This is a genomic window from Kribbella sp. NPDC051936 (assembly GCF_040680955.1).
Taxonomy (GTDB): Bacteria; Actinomycetota; Actinomycetes; order Propionibacteriales; family Kribbellaceae; genus Kribbella.
In genome coordinates this window covers 513964-529730 of record NZ_JBFAXS010000006.1, presented here as the reverse complement: position 1 = coordinate 529730, position 15767 = coordinate 513964, and the positions used below count along the sequence as shown (strand labels likewise).

Below are 15767 nucleotides of genomic sequence, written 5' to 3'. Positions count from 1 at the left end.
TCGAGGTGGAGTGCGCCGGGGCCAAGGCGCTCTTCCTCCGGCTGCGCTCGGCCGAACGCACCGCCGCGGTCACCGAAGCCGTCAACCGGCACACCCTGACCTGGACCGAACCGGTCCTGCGATCACAGCTGTCCCTGGAGACGGACCCGTACGGCCTCGTTCCGTTGCTGATGGCAACAGGCGGCGGGGCGGCCGAGCCCGCCACCGCGGACCTGCTGGAACGGGCTCTCGTCCACCCGAGCGAGCAGGTCCGCCAGGCGGCCGGCTACGCGATGCGGATGTCGAAGGCCTGGACCTCGTTCTTCGTCGTCTCGTAGGAAACCAGGAGGTGCCCGCGGTCCTTCAGCTGCTGACGTTGGGCCGCGGTCAACGGGATCGTCCACTGCTGGATGCCGCGCGTGACCTGCTGTGTGGCCTGCTGCACCAGGTGACCGCTCATGTCCGGCGACCACGGCGGCGTCGCCCCGTCGGTGATCGCACACGGCGTGAACCCGTAGTCCGGCGGCGGGTCCGCCGTACACGACGTCGTCCACACCGGGATCGCTCCGAGCTCCCCACTGGTCAGGAACGCCCGCGCGGTGCCGGTGCCCTTCGACGACGTGACCAGGTGGACGGCGTTCCCGCGCGCCGTCGCCGACAGGATCCGGAGGTCGTCGGCCGGCACCCGGCCGGAGATCGGTACGCCGTTGCGCGCGGACTGCGCAATCGTTTGCGGCGACAGCGCGCCGTTGAGGTTCGGGTTCGACACATCGGGCGGCGCCGGTGTCGTCGGACGGTCCGCGGGCGGCGTGTAGCCGGGGAGCGTGGCGAGGCCCCAGCGGTACGGGTCGGACTGCACGGATCCGAGCGCCGACCAGCCGAGCCGGGTGCTCATGTCGATGTGCCGCAGCGTCGTCGTACCGGGCGCCGACGTGTCGTCGTTGTCGTACGGCGTGATGTTCAGCCCGAGCCGCGACGGGTCGACGGCGGACGGCAGGTCCGCGAGCGGGATCTTCACCTCGAGGTCGTACCCGCCGCCGGTGTAGGCGTGCGGCACGGTCGTCTCGTTGCTCCCGACCCACTGCGCCGTCGACGCGACCTGGACGCCGGGCGCGTTGCCGGTGTCGAGAGCGCCGCTCGAATAGCCCTGGTGGTTGTCGGCGTCCCGTTCCCAGCACGGCGCACCGGTCTGGGTGAAGGGGAAGATGCCGAGCTTGAACGTGTTCGCCGTGTCCTTGAGGTCCTGCGACGCGGTGCCGCGCGGGTCGAGCAGGATCTCGACGGAGTCGGCCTGCCAGTGCCCGACACATTCGGCCGGCGTCACGGCGTACGACTGGAAGTCGTCGCGGACGTGGATGAAGAAGTACAGCGCGTCGTCGGACCGGCTCACCTTCGCGGTGCTGCCGGCGCCGGTCGCGGACACGCCGCAGTCGTCGACACCGGTGCAACCGCTCGCGCCCTGCCAGATCCGGCCGAGGTCGAGCGTCGGGCCGGGGTACTCACCCGGATCGGCCTTCCCGTCGACGACCGGAGCCTGTGCTGTCTGCGGGATCGCCGTGGTCGGCACGAGGGTCAGGGTGAGGGTCTCGCTGCCGGTGGCGGTGCGGATCGGGATGCTGACGTTCTGCTGGGCCGGCAGGGTCGCGTCGGTGTTGGTGAGCTTGAACGTGACGGTCGTGTCCGCTCCGGGTGCCAGATCGTACGGCTTGGCGTTCGCGTCGACGGTGAAGTTCGCCGGGAGATCGAGCGACACCGCGCCGGTCTGTTGCTTGGCCGACCAGTTGTGGACGACGACTGGTACGTCGATGGTCTGTCCGACGCCCATCGACTGGATCGCCTGGGAGCGGCCGAGCCGGTTGGCCTGCGGTGCGGTGTTCCGCAGCCACTCGTCGTACTCCTGCCAGTTCCCCCAGCGCTGGAAACGTCCCTCGGCGGCGGAAACGATTCGTACCACGTTTTCCGTGTAGCCCGTCGCGTGGCCGGTCGTCGTGTAGAGCGCGGAAACCTTGGCGTTCTGGTCGACCGTCGCGCCGGCGGCGGGCGTGACGGTGAAGGTCAGGTCGGCCGACTGCTTCGGTTGCACCTGCCGCGGACCGTCCACCGACCAGCCCGCCGGAACGCCGAGCTGAACGTTGCCAGCAGCAAGCTTTCCGCCGGGTGCCCGCAGGTGCACGGTCGCCTGGAACGGCTCACCGGCGACGTTGTAGAACCGCGAGAACGTGATGTACTCCAGCGTTCCCAGCGGCAACCCGCCCGGATCAGGCTTCTTCGCACCGAACAGAATCGCGTCGTCGCGGCCGGCGAGCGGGCTGCTGTTCGGCTGGAACGGCACGAACGACTCGGTCATCCCGAAGCGCGGACAGGCCGGCGCCGACGTGCCCTTGTACATCACGCGGCTCTGTGTCGGGTACGCCGCGCGTCCCTCGTCGGCGACCTGCTGCCAGATCTTCGGCGTCCCGGCCTGCTGCCCCTGCGAGTTGCCGGCCGGCCAGGTGTACGGCGAGTTGTAGCCGGTCCACACGCCCGCGACCGTGTCGAGGCCGGTCGGTGTGAATCCGGTGGTGCAGTTCGCCGAGGCCGTCGTACCGCCGGCGCCCGCGGTGCTCCCGCCGGAGAAGACCTTCTTCACCTGCCAGGTGCTGAGGGCGTGCGGGCCCTTCAGTTGCTCGGGGAACCTGGCCGGATCCGCGGCCGCGAGCACACCTTCCCAGATCAGCCGGCCGGCCTGCTGGTGGTTTCCGTGGCCGGCGGCGAGGGTCGGCGTGAAGCCGATGTAGATCTCCGGCTGCGTCTCGCGGATCACCCGCGTGACCCGGCGGAGCGTTTCCTGCTCGTCCCAGAAGTACTGCGTCAGCGGTGCGCTCTGGTTGTAGAAGAAGTCGATCCGGTCGAGGTTGAAAATATCGACGGTCCCGGAGCGGTAGTGCGCGACCCGGTCCTCGTTCTCGCGCCGCAGACCGAGGTCGGGGCCGAGTTCCGGGCCGGTCGCGTTCCCGCCGCCTTCGCCGCGGGTCACCATGATCACGCCGCACTTGACGCCGTACAGCTGATGCCAGACACCGCACGGGCCGATGATGCTGGTGTCGTCGTCGGGATGGGCCCACTCTCCCATCACGTCGATCTTCGTCCGTGCGTCGGCGACGTACGCCCGCGCCTGCTGCGCGTGCGCCGGCAGCGGCAGCACAGCCAGGACGACCAGGACCACGAACCCCACGAATCGCTTCACGAGCACACTCCAAGGGCGGCGGAGGCAACGCTCCAGTCCTACGTCCGGCCCGCCGCGCCCGCAACACCAATCGCGCGCCTCAGCTCAGGATGCGGCGAGTCACCTCGGGGAGGGCCTGCGCGACGGTCATGGCCGTAACCGGTCCGCCGCCGGACGCGAGGTTGGCCGCGGCGGCGTGCAGGTACGCACCTGCGGCGGCCGCGTCCAGCGTGGACAGACCAGCGGCCAGGAGCGAACCGCACAGGCCGGCGAGGACGTCGCCGGCGCCGGCGGTGGCGAGCCACGGGGTGGCGTTCGTGTTCACCCGCACTTCGCCGTCGGGGCTCGCGATCACCGTGGTCGAGCCCTTGAGCAGGACGGTCACGTCGAACCGCTCGGCGGCCAGGCGGGCGTGCTTCAGCCGCTCGGCCTCGACGGTCGCGCGGTCGACGCCGAGGAGGCGGGACAGCTCGCCTGCGTGCGGGGTGGCGAGGACGTTGACGTGGTCGCCGGAGTCGTCGAGGGCCTTCAGGCCGTCGGCGTCCAGGACTACCGGCTCGTCGGCGTCCAGCAGGTCGCGGATCCGTGGGATGTCCAGGTCGTCGCCGAGTCCGGAGCCGATCGTCCAGGCCTGCACGCGGCCGTCGCCGACGACCTCCGGATGGGCCTCGCGCACGGCGCTCGCGACGGCGTCCGGGCCGATGTAGCGCACCATGCCGACCGGGCCGGCGAGCGCGCCGGAGGTGGCGATGACCGCCGCGCCCGGGTATTGCGTGGAGCCGACCATCAGGCCGAGTACGCCGCGGGAGTACTTGTCGGACTCGCCGTGCGGGACGGGGTACAGCGCTCGTACGTCGGATGCCTGGAAGGCCTGCACCTCGGCGGGCGAGGGATCCAGGCCGATGTCGACGAGGTGCACCGGGCCGCAGGCGGTCGCCGCCGGATCGACGAAGTGGCAGATCTTGTGCGTGCCGAACGTGACGGTGAGGGCGGCGTCGACGTGCGGCTCCGGAGTCTCACCCGTGTCGACATCGACGCCCGACGGCGTGTCGACGGCCACGATCGGTACGCCGTTGTCGTTGGCCAGCCGCACGGCCGCGAGCGCGTCGGGGCGCAGGCCCGGCCGCCCGCCGATGCCCACGATCGCGTCGACCACGACGTCGGCGGCGGCGATCTCCTCCTCGACGGCCCCGGAGATCTCGGCGGAGACTTCACCGGTCGTCGAGACGCCGCGCCCGCCGGCCTCCGTCAACGCCGCAAGGCCCCGCGCGTGCACCTTGGGCGAAAGGAGTACGGCCGTGACTTTCGCGCCGCGACGAGCCAGCCGCGCGCCGGCGTACAGCGCGTCGCCGCCGTTGTCGCCGGAGCCGATCAGCAGCACCACGCGGGCGCCGTACGTGCCGCCGAGGAAGTTGCTGATGGCAACCGCGAGACCGCCGGCCGCGCGCTGCATGAGCGTGCCCTCGGGCAGCTTCGCCATCAGCTCGGCCTCGGCCGCCCGGACCTGCTCGACGGTGTGCGCGTGCCGCATGGTCAACCCTCCAGGACGACGACGGCGGAGGCGATCCCGGCGTCGTGGCTGAGCGAGAGGTGCAGGCTCTGGACGCCGAGTTTGGCCGCCTGCGCCGCGACCGTGCCGGTGATCTCCAGCCACGGCCGCCCGGTCTCGTCGGTCTGTACCTCGGCGTCGTGCCAGTGCATCCCGCCCGGGGCCCCGAGCGCCTTCGCCAGCGCCTCCTTGGCCGCGAACCGGGCCGCCAGCGACGCCGGCGGCTTCACCGCCTCGACGGCCGTGAACACCCGATCCCGCAACCCCGGCGTCCGCTCCAGCGTCCGCATGAACCGATCCACGTCGACCACATCGATACCCACGCCGACGATCATGCAGCCACCCTAGCCGCCGTCGGTGAGGGGCGAGGTGGTGGATTGGCGCACGCGCATGTCGACGGCCAGGTCCAGGCGCAGGGCGGTCGGGGTCTTGCCGCGGGACAGGTCGAGGACGACCCGGGTGGCGAGCTGGGCCATCTGCTGGAGCGGCTGATGGACGGTCGTGAGCGGCGGCGTGACCCAGTCCGCCATCGGCAGGTCGTCGTACCCGACGACGGACAGGTCGCGCGGAATCTCGAGGCCCAGCTCACGGGCGGCCTGGTAGACGCCCAGCGCCTGCATGTCGCTGCCGGCGAAGATCGCGGTGGGCGGGTCGGCGAGCCGCAGCAGCGCGAGTGCCTCGCGGTGGCCGCCGCCGACCTCGAAGTCGGCCCACCGGATCAGCGCGGGATCGACCTCCACTCCGGTCGAGCGCAACGCGTCGGTGTACCCGTCGACGCGTTGCCGTGAGCACAGCGTCGTGACCGGACCGCCGATCATCCCGATCCGGGTGTGGCCGAGCGTCCGCAGATGCGTCGTCGCCAGCCGCCCGCCGTTCCAGTTCGCCGAGCCGATCGAGGGTACGTCGTCGCCCACGTCGCCGACCGGATCGACCACGACGAACGGGATCCGGCGCGCCTCCAGCTGGGCGCGCTGGTCGGCGTCCAGGTCCGAGAACACCATGATCACGCCGAGCGGTCGCCGGTTCAGCACCGACTCGATCCACTCCTGCCGCGGCCGCAGCGCGCCGCCGCACTCGGACAGCACCAGCTCGACGCCCTCGGCGCGGACGACCTCCTCGACGCCGCGGATCAGCTCCATCGCCCACTCGCCGCCGAGCTGGTTGAACACCAGGTCGATCATCGGGCCGGCCGTCGTGCTCGCGCTGCGCCGCCGGTACCCGTGCTCCTGGATCAGGCTCTCGATCCGCGCCCGGGTCGCCGCGGCCACGTCCGAGCGCCCGTTCAGCACCTTGGAGACGGTCGGCACCGACACCCCGGCCTGCTCGGCGATCTTGGCAATGGTCGGCCGTTCGCCCACGACGCCTCCCGATCCGAAACTTTCGGACCAGGCTACCTGTGGATCGCGCGTCCCCGGGCGTCCGCTACGCCGCTCAGCCGGTAGAAGTACGTGTTGACCTGGTCCCGCCACTCACGCGCGTTCGACAGTTGCGTCCCGAAGCGGGCGGTGATGTCGGCCCGGACGGCCGGCTCGAAGCGTTCGGCGATCACCTGCCAGCGCGCGACCATCGCCTCCACCTCGGCGTACCCCTGGAAGTGTGTGTCGTAGATGTGCTGCAGCACGCTGCTGCCGCTCTGCAGCACGTGGTCGTACGGCACGTGGTGGAAGAACAGCAGCAGCTCGTCGGGACACGTGTACGGGTCCTCGTACCGACTCGCCAGCGGCTCCGGGTACTGCCCGGTGAAACCAGAGCCCGTCTTCACCGTGCGGTCCACGCCGACGCCGTACCGGTCCGCGAAGTGGTACCTCCCCGTTCCCGAGTACTCGTAGCCGTTGACGCTCGGCCCGTAGTGGGTGCCCGGCGTCACCATGAACCCGACGCCGAGCGGCGCGGTGTACCGCTCGTACGTCTGCCACGAGCCGGCCATGATCGTCACCAGCTCGCTGCGGGTCCGGTCGTCCATCGCGAAGGTCGCGGCGGCCCACTCGTGCAACAGGCTGACCGGGTCCGCGGCGGGATCCCACGCGAGCCGCCCGAACGCGTAGAGGTTGCTCTGCGCAAGCTTGCTGCCGGTCCAGTTGGCGTCGTCGCCGACGTTGGACACGGCAACGATCGCGCCGATCCGGTCGGCGACCGTCGCGCCACCGCCGCCGCTGGTGTCGAACTGCAGGATCTCCCGCCACCAGGGCCCCAGGTAACACAGGTCCTGCTGCTGGCCCGAGTACTCCTGCGTGACCTGGAGCTCGACACCGAACACGGTTTCCTGGATTTCCCCGAGCAGCGGCGAGACCGGCTCCCGGACCTGGAAGTCCAGCGGCCCGTGCTGGATCTGCAAGACAACGTTTTCCTCGAACCGTCCGTCCAGCGGGACGACCGCGTCGTACGCCGCGCGCGCCCGATCCGTCCGGCGATCGCGCCAGTCCTGCTCGGATTCCGCGGCGGAAACCCGCCAGAAAACCGTTCCGCCGTACGGCGCCACCGCCCGGGCCAGCAAGTTCGCACCCTCGGGGTCGCGGGCGGTCCGCACCACCAGGCCGCCCAGGTCGGGGACCACGTCGTACACCCGGGCGATCGCGGCGGCCCACCAGCGCGCGACGCGTTCGTCGCGCGGGTCGTCGACGAAGTCGATCGCGAGACTCACCGCGATCCCGTAGTCCCGGAAGACGCCGGCGAGCCGCGCCACGTCCGGCAGCTCGGCGTTCGCGAGGGCGACCGTGTTGATCCCGATCGAGGCCAGCAACCGCGCGTACGCCCGGACCCGGGTCAGGTCGGGCACCACCTCGCCGTCGCGGAAGAAGATCGAGCCGCCCGAGTACCCGCGCCGGACCGCGCCGGACAGCTCGTCCCAGTGGTCCAGCATCCGGATCGGTACGGCGGGCTGCTCGACGACGGTGAAGTCGCCGCTCATCCACTCGAAGTACCTGAGCAGGTAGAAGTATCCGTACAGCAGGCCGTGCCCACCCTCGGCCGCGACGACCAGGTCGTTGCCTCGTCGCACCACCACGAACCCCTCGACGCCCAGCCCGTGCTCGGGGACGGCGGCCTCGACCTCGCGCCACAGGGCGGTCTCGCGGACGCGGCTCAGCGCGCAGACGGCGACCTGGACGTCGGTGCGGAAACGGCGGACCTGCCGGAGCTCGGCCCGGATCGTCTGGGCGAGCACCCCGGACGCGTGGACAGTCACCTCGGGCAGGCGTTGCGTACCCAGCCAGGCGGAATCGGCGGTCATCGAGCGCTGATCCTGACATACCGGACGGTCACCGAGCGGTGACCGAAAGTTTCGAAACCGTACTGTAGCTGACGCGACCGTGTCGGAGCTGAGACCAAGGCCACTCCGGTCCGATGTGGGTGCATCCGTCGCCGATGGGAAGAATGGGCCACATGCTGCAGCCGTCGCGGGAGGTGACTCCCTACACCGAGCTCGACCGGGCCACCTGGGCGCAACTGGCCGAGACCACCATCTCCCCGCTGACGGCGGACGAGGTCGAGCGACTGCGCGGTCTCGGCGACGAGATCGACATGGACGAGGTCCGCGAGGTGTACCTGCCGCTGTCGCGGATCCTCTCGCTGTACGTCCGGCACGCCCGCGCACTGCACGCGGACACCGAGGGGTTCCTCGGCAAGCAGGTCGAGACCCGCACGCCGTTCGTGATCGGGATCGGCGGATCGGTTGCCGTCGGCAAGTCGACGACCGCCCGCCTGCTGCGCGAACTGCTCGCCCGCTGGCCCGAGCACCCGCGGGTCGCGCTCGTCACCACCGACGGTTTCCTCTGGCCGAACGCCGAGCTCGAGCGCCGGAACCTGATGCAGCGCAAGGGCTTCCCGGAGTCGTACGACCGCAAGGCCCTGCTCCGCTTCGTGGTCGAGGTGAAGTCCGGGATGGACACGGTCGAGGCGCCGGTCTACTCGCACCTGCACTACGACCGGATGCCCGGCGTACGGACGACCGTCGAGCAGCCCGACATCCTGCTGCTCGAAGGCTTGAACGTGCTGCAGCCGGCGCCCCGGCACGCGGACGGCAAGAGCGGTCTCGCGGTCAGCGACTTCTTCGACTTCTCGGTGTACGTCGACGCCGCCGCCGACGACATCCGCTCCTGGTACGTGGCCCGCTTCCTCAAACTCTGGGAAACGGCGTTCCGCAACCCCGAGTCGTACTTCGTCCGCTACGGCGAACTCAGCCGCGAGGAAGCCATCAAGAAAGCCGAATCCCTCTGGGACGGCATCAACGGCCCGAACCTCCGCGAGAACATCCTCCCCACCCGCTCCCGAGCCACCCTCGTCCTCCGCAAAGGCCAGGACCACGCCGTCCGCTGGGTCCGCCTCCGCAAACTCTGACCTGGCGGCCGACCGTCAGGCGCGGGCGCGGAGCGCCGGTACGACGGCCAGCGCGACGACTGCTGCCGTCAGGGCGAAGGCGACCGGGTAGCCGGTGCCGCTGACGATCGCCCCGAAGACCAGTGCGCCGAGGCCCCAGCCGCCGTCGTACGCGAGGTTCCAGAGCGCGCTGACCTGGCCGTAGCGGGACCGGTCGACGCGGTTGTACATGAGCGCCAGCGTCAGGTTCTGCGCGGCGCCGAACCCGATGCCGAAGCAGGTCGAGCCGATCAGGATCGCGGCCGCGCTCGGCAGGAAAACCAGCGCACCGGCGCCGGTCACCGCGAAGATCAGCGCGGGGGCGAGCAGCTTCGCGGGACCGATGCGATCGGCATACCGCCCGGCCAGCCACCGCGCGGCCGGCGCCGCGATCGCCTGCAGCAAGAGCGCCGTCGCCACCATCGACTGCTTGCCCGAAGCAACGGCCAGCGGCAGAAAGGTCACACTGATCCCGGCCGCCACAGTCACCGCCGCGAACACCAGCGTCGGCATCAACAGCCCACTCCCCCGTACGCCGCCCAGCACCTTCACGTGCTGCTCCTCGACGTCGACCCGCGCTGGCAGCCCGACCAACGCCACGAGCCCCACCAGCGAGGCCACCGCGGCCAGCACGAACAGCGCGCCAAAACCAACCACGTGAGTCAGGTAAACCCCGAGCGGCAGCCCGATCACCGCAGGCACCCCAACCGCAACGCCGTACACCCCCAGCGCCTCACCACGACGGCTCGCCGGCGCCAGATCCGCGACCAATGCCACCGCCCCGACAACCAGAATCGCCAGCCCCGCACCCCGCACCACGCAGACGGCCAGCACAACCGGCAGCGACGCCGACACCAGCAACACCAACGAAGGCACCCCGAGCAGCACCAGCCCAGCCCCGAGCACCACCTGGTACCCCCACCGAGCCAGCATCCGCGGCACAACCAACTCGACCCCCACCGCGGAAAACATCATCGCCGCAGTCGACAGCCCCGCCCCGACCCCACCGGACCCGTTGGCCGCGAGGTACATCGGCACCGCGGAGGTGAGCAGATACATGCTCAACCCGGACCCGAATACCATCACCAACAACCGAACGAACTGGCTGCTCAAAAGCCGCTCAACAGCAACTGCGGGAACCTCGCACACGCTGGTCATATCTAGAAGGTAGAGAACAACTGGTATGCCCCACAGATCCAGTTTCAGACCCGCATAGAGGACCAGTTCAATGATCAGCGGTCTGTCACTTTGTCGACAAGAGACTCAGACGACCAGCCTCAGAGCGAAGCGATCAGAGGCGGAAGGTGTCCGCCTCCCCGGCCGGCGTCGCAGTACCGCGCGAACATCTCGGTCGCCTCCGCCGCGGCGAGAGCCTCGGACGAGTACAACTGGGTCTCACAACGGTTCCAGGTCATGGCCACCCCGACCGGCAGCGACGCCTTGCGGCAACAAATCGACGAACCCGACCACTTTCAGACTGAACCCTCACCGCCCGCTACCGCGGTCGACCCGCCGAACCCCGCGTCACCGGCCACTCGTCTACTGACTCGGCTAGTGGCTTCCGACACGCCTCAATCAAGCTCGGCGAAATTTGACTCTGCCAGACTATTCAACGCATCAATAACGTGCTGGCGGGTAACCTTGGAAACTACGAGAGTATCTGACAACACGCATGCACCTGAGGTTCGGACTTCATCAGATACCTCTTGATTGAGCCGCACAACATCGTAGACAGTGAGGCGCCATTGGCGGACGCCGCTGCGGACAACAACGTCAGTGAGGTACCCTTTCGCTTCGGTTTCGAATTCATAACCCTCAAGGTAATCCGGGAAATGCACCTCAAACGGAACTTCTGGCATACGTCTACCGAACCTTAATCTTGGCGAGTTCGTCAGCGAATTGTTGAGGAGTTAGATTCGCCCCAGGCCTTGGAACTATTTCATAATGCTCCAGATCCTGACGGCCCCTTTGAATTATTCGCAACGTATTTGGGATCGTGGTCTGATCGATCTCGTACGGCACGAACCAGAACGTAACACCACGTAACCCGCCGTAGCCACAAACCTGCAGCTACCTGCAAATTCCCGAAAATCTGTAACGCCCGTCGCGCGGCCGCGGCTGGGGGCGAGTACACGAAGTCTGGGCCTTCCACCGGTTACCTTCACTTGGTGGGAAGTGTCGTGCACGTTTGGTCGGCGCGCGCCGGGCTCGAGAGCAGGTTGACAGCACGCAAGCTCCTGCTCGATCTCGCCGGGACGCTGGTCGATCGGCCGTCGCTGCGGCACGACGAGGCGGGGCGCCCGCACGTCCCCGGGCTGGCCGTGAGTGTCACCTACTCCCAGCACCGAGTCGCCGTGGCCGCGTCGTACGACGGTCCGGTCGGTGTCGACCTGGAAGAGATCACGCCACGGGATTTCCAGTCGCTGGCGAACCGTTGGTTTACCCAACGCGAGTTGGACTGGATGGCTGGGCAGCAGGATCGACTGGAGGCGTTTCTGCAACTCTGGACGGCCAAGGAAGCTGTCGGTAAGGCGCTGGGCGCCGGACTGCGGGGGTCAGGGCTGCGGCGGGAGATGCCGCTCGGCGGCGGGCGGATTGAGTCCGCGCCCGGTCTCTCGGTGACATACCTGCCCTGCGCAGGCGGCGTACTCACCCTGGCGGCGCCGACAGGTGTCGGTGTCCACCTGGCGTCACCGGGTCTTGACCCGGTGTGTGCGCGTGGGTAACTTTCGCGTCGCGGGGGAGTATCTGTAATTCAATTACTTTGGCGTTCGCCCCTGCCCGCCCGGACTGAGTTGGTGACACCGATGGAACTGACCCGACGCCAGACCCTCGGACTCGCGGCGGCTGCCGTCGCTGGGTCCACGGTCGCCGGCACCATGACCGCTTCCGCCCACACCGACCGGTGGGTCCGCGACACCCTGCTCCGGATGACGCTGGAGCAGAAGGTCGGCCAGCTGTTCGTTCTCTACGCCTACGGCCCGACCGCCGCCACCGCGGACGCGCGCAACACCAGCTTGTACGGCGTGGCGACGCCGGCCGAGGTGGTCGCGAAGTTCAACCTCGGCGGCGTCATCTACTTCACCTGGACCGACTCGGTGAAGGACCCGCAGCAGATCGCGAACCTGTCGAACGGCCTGCAACAAGCCTCACTGGCCAACACCGGCATCCCGCTGCAGATCAGCACCGACCAGGAGTACGGCTCGGTCGTCCGCGTCGGCCCGCCGGCGACCCAGTTCCCCGGCGGGATGGCGCTCGGCGCGACCCGCTCGGCAAACTTCGCGCGCGAGGCGGGGGCGATCGCCGGCCGCGAGCTGAAGGCGCTCGGCATCACCACCGACTTCGCCCCGGACGCGGACGTCAACGTGAACCCGCTGAACCCGGTGATCGGCGTCCGCTCGGCGTCGTCGGACCCGGCGCTGGCCGCCGAGATCGTCGCCGCGCAGGTGAAGGGGTACCAGCGCGACGGCCGGATCGTCTCGACCGCGAAGCACTTCCCCGGGCACGGCGACACCGAGACCGACAGCCACGTCGGGATACCGGAGATCCACCACACCCGCGAGCAGTGGACCGAGATCGACCTGCCGCCGTTCCGGGCCGCGATCCGGGCCGGCATCCAGTCGATCATGACCGCGCACATCGTGGTGAAGGCGCTCGACCCGTCCGGCGACCCGGCGACGCTGAGCCGTCCGATCCTGACCGGGATCCTGCGCGAGCAGCTCCGGTTCGACGGCGTGGTGATCACCGACTCGCTGGGGATGAAGGGCGTCCGCGACAAGTACGGCGACGCCGAGATCCCGCTCCGGGCGATCGAGGCGGGCGTCGACCAGCTGCTGATGCCGGTCGATCCCGGCCTGGCGTACAACTCGGTGCTCGACGCCGTCCGCGGCGGCCGCATCTCCGAGGCGCGCATCGACGAGAGCGTCACGCGCATCCTCAAGCTCAAGTACAGCGGCGGCCTCGTCGACCAGCCGTACGTAGACCTGTCCCGGATCGCCACGGTCGTCGGTACGCCGGCCAACTACGCCGCGGCCCAGCGGATCGCTGACCGCAGTACGACGCTCCTGCGCAACGACGCCGATCTGCTGCCGCTCTCCCCCGCGCCGCGCACGATCGTCGTGACCGGCTACAGCCCGGCGACGCTGGCCGCGGCGCTGCAGCGCCGTGGTGCGACGACCGTCGTGAAGGACACCGGCACGGCGCCGAGCGACGCGAAGATCACCGACGCGCTGGCCGCCTCCGCCGCCGCCGACCTCACCGTCGTACTGACCAACAAGGCGTGGGACACCGAGGTCACCGACAAGCTGGCCAAGCAGCAGAAGCTGGTCAACGGCCTGCTCGCCACGGGCCGCCCGGTGATCGTCGTCCCGGTCCGCGATCCGTACGACGTCGCGTACTTCGACGACCCGGCGACCACGCTGGTCACGTACGGGAGCACCGCCGTCTCGATGGAGGCCCTCGCCAAGGTGCTGTACGGCGAACTCGCGCCGACCGGCAAGCTCCCGGTGGAGATTCCTGCGAAGCCGGACGCGAACGGCGAGGCGGCCGTGCTGCACCCCTTCGGCCACGGGCTCACGTTCGACCCGCGGGACACCCGGCTGACTGTTGCCTCGTACAACATTCACGCCGGGGCCGGCGAGGACAACGTTTTCGACCTCGAGCGGACCGCGCGGGCGATCAAGGCGCTGGACGCGGACATCGTCGGACTACAGGAGGTCGACGTCCACTGGGGCGACCGCAGCCAGTGGCTGGACACGATCGCGGAACTCGCCGGAAAGCTCGGGATGTACCCGGCGTTCGCGCCGATCTACGACCTCGACCCGGCGGCCGTCGGTCAGCCCCGTCGGCAGTACGGCGTCGGGGTGCTCTCGCGGTTCCCGGTGGTGCGGGTCGAGAACCATTCGATCACCCGGCTGTCCACCCAGGACCCGAACCCGGTGCCCGCACCGGCACCCGGTTTCCTCGAGGTGGAGGTCGACGTCCGCGGGCGGCTGCTGCACGCGTACTGCACGCATCTCGACTACCGCGGGGATCCGACCGTGCGGCGGATGCAGGTGGCGGACACGGTCCGGATCCTGTCCCAGGATCGGCGTCAGGATCTGCAGATTCTCGTCGGTGACTTCAACGCGGAGGCTTCCGCACCGGAGCTCTCCGGGTTGTGGACTCGGTTGACGGACTCGTGGACCGCGGCCGCGGAAACCGTTGGCGGGCCGAGCACCTACCCGGCGGTCGCCGCCGTCAAGCGGATCGACTTCGTCACCGTCGGCAAGGGGCTGTCCGTGCGGAGCGCGGAAGTGCCCGCCGAGGTGCCGGTCGCCGAGGCCGCGAGTGATCACCGCGCGATCGTCGCCCACCTGTCCTTCCGTCGCTGACCCGCTCTGGTTCGAGGAGAGATCATGAAACGACGCAATCTGCTGGCCGGCGCCGGCGCGCTCGCCGCCGCCCCGCTGATCGACGTACCCGCCGCGCAGGCTGTCTCCAGCCGGAAGGTGATGACGGGCGCCGAGGTGCTCGCGAACGACGGCTGGCGGGCGTTGTCCGGCCAGAAGGTCGGCGTGATCAGCAACCCGACCGGCATCCTCCCGGACTTCAGCCACGTCGTGGACACCATGCACGCGTCCGGCGCGGTCGACATCGTCGCCGTGTTCGGTCCAGAACACGGTTTCCGCGGCAGCGCACAGGCCGGCGGCTCGGAGGGCGACCACGTCGACCCGCGCACCGGGATCATGGTCTACGACGCGTACGGCGCGAACGCGGACAAGCTCGCCGGGCTGTACACGAAGGCCGGCGTGGAAACCGTGGTCTTCGACATCCAGGACGTCGGCGCCCGGTTCTACACCTATATCTGGACGATGTTCGAGGCGATGCTCGCCGCGGTCCGCACCGGCGCCCGGTTCGTCGTCCTCGACCGGCCGAACCCGGTCGGCGGCTACGCCCGCGGCCCGATGCTGAAACCCGGCTACACCTCCGGCGTCGGCAAGAAGGAGATCATCCAGCAGCACGGCATGACGGTCGGCGAGCTGGCCCGGATGTTCGACGCCGAATACCTGCCACTGGAGCCGAACGGCGGCCGGCTGAAGCAACTGACCGTGATCGAGGCGAAGAACTGGAAGCGGGACCAGCTGTTCGACGACACCGGCCTGACCTGGGTGATGCCGAGCCCGAACATGCCCACGCCGGACACCGCGCTGCTGTACCCCGGCCTGTGCCTGTTCGAGGCGACCAACATGTCCGAGGGCCGCGGGACGACACGCCCGTTCGAACTGATCGGCGCGCCGTACGTCGACTACAAGTGGGCGCAGGCGCTGCAGACCAAGGACATCCCGGGCGTCGCGTTCCGGGAGGCGTACTTCACGCCGACGATCAGCAAGAACGCGAACGTGCTGTGCGGCGGCGTCCAGGTCCAGATCACCGACCCGCACCGGGTCGAGGCGATCACCGCGGCGACGCACATGATCGTCGAGGCCCGTAAGCTCTACCCCGAATTCACCTGGCGGGCGGAGACCCCACCTGGCCGGTGGATCGATCTGCTGACCGGATCGGACCGATTCCGGACCATGCTTTTGGCGGATGCGACCGCCGAGGAGATCGTGGCAGCCTGGAAGTCCGAGACCGACGCCTGGACGGCCCGGCGCGCGCAGTACCTGCTGTACAAGGGAGCTCACCGATGAAGCGGTGGGC

The 15767-nt window shown here is 69.4% G+C and carries 12 protein-coding genes; 5 read left to right on the top strand and 7 right to left on the bottom strand.

All coding sequences use genetic code 11. The annotated features are described in order from the left end of the window. The first annotated feature begins 5 nt into the window (after nt 1-5). A complete protein-coding gene (locus AB0L64_RS23715) occupies nt 6-317 on the top strand; it encodes a hypothetical protein (protein ID WP_363713216.1) in 312 nt (103 codons plus the stop codon). On the opposite strand, the gene AB0L64_RS23710 is transcribed toward AB0L64_RS23715, so the two are convergent. The 5 genes from AB0L64_RS23710 to AB0L64_RS23690 all read right to left on the bottom strand — a co-directional run bounded on the left by AB0L64_RS23710 (nt 266) and on the right by AB0L64_RS23690 (nt 7962). Further along, complete coding sequence (locus tag AB0L64_RS23710; protein WP_363713214.1) at nt 266-3205, bottom strand: PIG-L family deacetylase; 2940 nt, start codon at nt 3203-3205, stop codon at nt 266-268. The two genes, AB0L64_RS23715 and AB0L64_RS23710, sit on opposite strands and share 52 nt — an antisense overlap. A gap of 79 nt (nt 3206-3284) precedes the next feature. After that, nucleotides 3285-4715, bottom strand: a complete 1431-nt coding sequence (locus AB0L64_RS23705) for an NAD(P)H-hydrate dehydratase (protein WP_363713212.1) — start codon at nt 4713-4715, stop codon at nt 3285-3287. 2 nt (nt 4716-4717) lie between these two features. Then, entirely contained in the window at nt 4718-5068 is a 351-nt protein-coding gene (locus tag AB0L64_RS23700; protein WP_141854699.1) for a holo-ACP synthase, read from the bottom strand. A gap of 9 nt (nt 5069-5077) precedes the next feature. Further along, nucleotides 5078-6091, bottom strand: a complete 1014-nt coding sequence (locus AB0L64_RS23695; RefSeq protein WP_359927649.1) for a LacI family DNA-binding transcriptional regulator — start codon at nt 6089-6091, stop codon at nt 5078-5080. Between the two features lie 32 nt (nt 6092-6123). Beyond that, entirely contained in the window at nt 6124-7962 is a 1839-nt protein-coding gene (locus AB0L64_RS23690; RefSeq protein ID WP_363713209.1) for an alpha-glucuronidase, read from the bottom strand. 152 nt (nt 7963-8114) lie between these two features. On the opposite strand from AB0L64_RS23690, the gene coaA reads away from it, so the two are divergent. Continuing rightward, on the top strand, nt 8115-9068 hold the full coding sequence (gene coaA / locus AB0L64_RS23685; RefSeq protein ID WP_355482669.1) for a type I pantothenate kinase: 954 nt from the start codon (nt 8115-8117) through the stop codon (nt 9066-9068). 15 nt (nt 9069-9083) lie between these two features. Here the strand turns inward: coaA and AB0L64_RS23680 are convergent, their stop codons facing one another. Continuing rightward, the gene (locus AB0L64_RS23680; protein WP_363713207.1) at nt 9084-10244 is read right to left on the bottom strand and encodes an MFS transporter; all 1161 of its coding nucleotides are present in this window, start codon (nt 10242-10244) and stop codon (nt 9084-9086) included. Nucleotides 10245-10657: 413 nt separating this feature from the next. Then, nucleotides 10658-10945 (bottom strand): hypothetical protein, encoded by a 288-nt coding sequence (locus AB0L64_RS23675; protein WP_363713205.1) that lies wholly within the window; start codon nt 10943-10945, stop codon nt 10658-10660. A gap of 309 nt (nt 10946-11254) precedes the next feature. Between AB0L64_RS23675 and AB0L64_RS23670 the strand changes: the two genes are divergently transcribed. The 3 genes from AB0L64_RS23670 (at nt 11255) to AB0L64_RS23660 (ending at nt 15757) form a co-directional block, all read left to right on the top strand. After that, nucleotides 11255-11812 (top strand): 4'-phosphopantetheinyl transferase superfamily protein, encoded by a 558-nt coding sequence (locus tag AB0L64_RS23670; RefSeq protein ID WP_363713203.1) that lies wholly within the window; start codon nt 11255-11257, stop codon nt 11810-11812. 81 nt (nt 11813-11893) lie between these two features. After that, a complete protein-coding gene (locus AB0L64_RS23665) occupies nt 11894-14458 on the top strand; it encodes a glycoside hydrolase family 3 N-terminal domain-containing protein (protein WP_363713201.1) in 2565 nt (854 codons plus the stop codon). Nucleotides 14459-14482: 24 nt separating this feature from the next. Then, nucleotides 14483-15757: a DUF1343 domain-containing protein gene (locus AB0L64_RS23660; protein ID WP_363713199.1), complete on the top strand. Its 1275-nt coding sequence runs from the start codon at nt 14483-14485 to the stop codon at nt 15755-15757. Nucleotides 15758-15767 lie beyond the last annotated feature (10 nt).

Excerpts from the sequence above, each read along its gene's own strand:
- AB0L64_RS23705 (WP_363713212.1), bottom strand. The coding sequence starts at position 4,715 with ATGCGGCACGCGCACACCGTCGAGCAGGTCCGGGCGGCCGAGGCCGAG.
- AB0L64_RS23700 (WP_141854699.1), bottom strand. The coding sequence starts at position 5,068 with ATGATCGTCGGCGTGGGTATCGATGTGGTCGACGTGGATCGGTTCATG.
- AB0L64_RS23690 (WP_363713209.1), bottom strand. The coding sequence starts at position 7,962 with ATGACCGCCGATTCCGCCTGGCTGGGTACGCAACGCCTGCCCGAGGTG.
- coaA (WP_355482669.1), top strand. The coding sequence starts at position 8,115 with ATGCTGCAGCCGTCGCGGGAGGTGACTCCCTACACCGAGCTCGACCGG.
- AB0L64_RS23680 (WP_363713207.1), bottom strand. The coding sequence starts at position 10,244 with ATGACCAGCGTGTGCGAGGTTCCCGCAGTTGCTGTTGAGCGGCTTTTG.
- AB0L64_RS23675 (WP_363713205.1), bottom strand. The coding sequence starts at position 10,945 with ATGCCAGAAGTTCCGTTTGAGGTGCATTTCCCGGATTACCTTGAGGGT.
- AB0L64_RS23665 (WP_363713201.1), top strand. The coding sequence starts at position 11,894 with ATGGAACTGACCCGACGCCAGACCCTCGGACTCGCGGCGGCTGCCGTC.
- AB0L64_RS23660 (WP_363713199.1), top strand. The coding sequence starts at position 14,483 with ATGAAACGACGCAATCTGCTGGCCGGCGCCGGCGCGCTCGCCGCCGCC.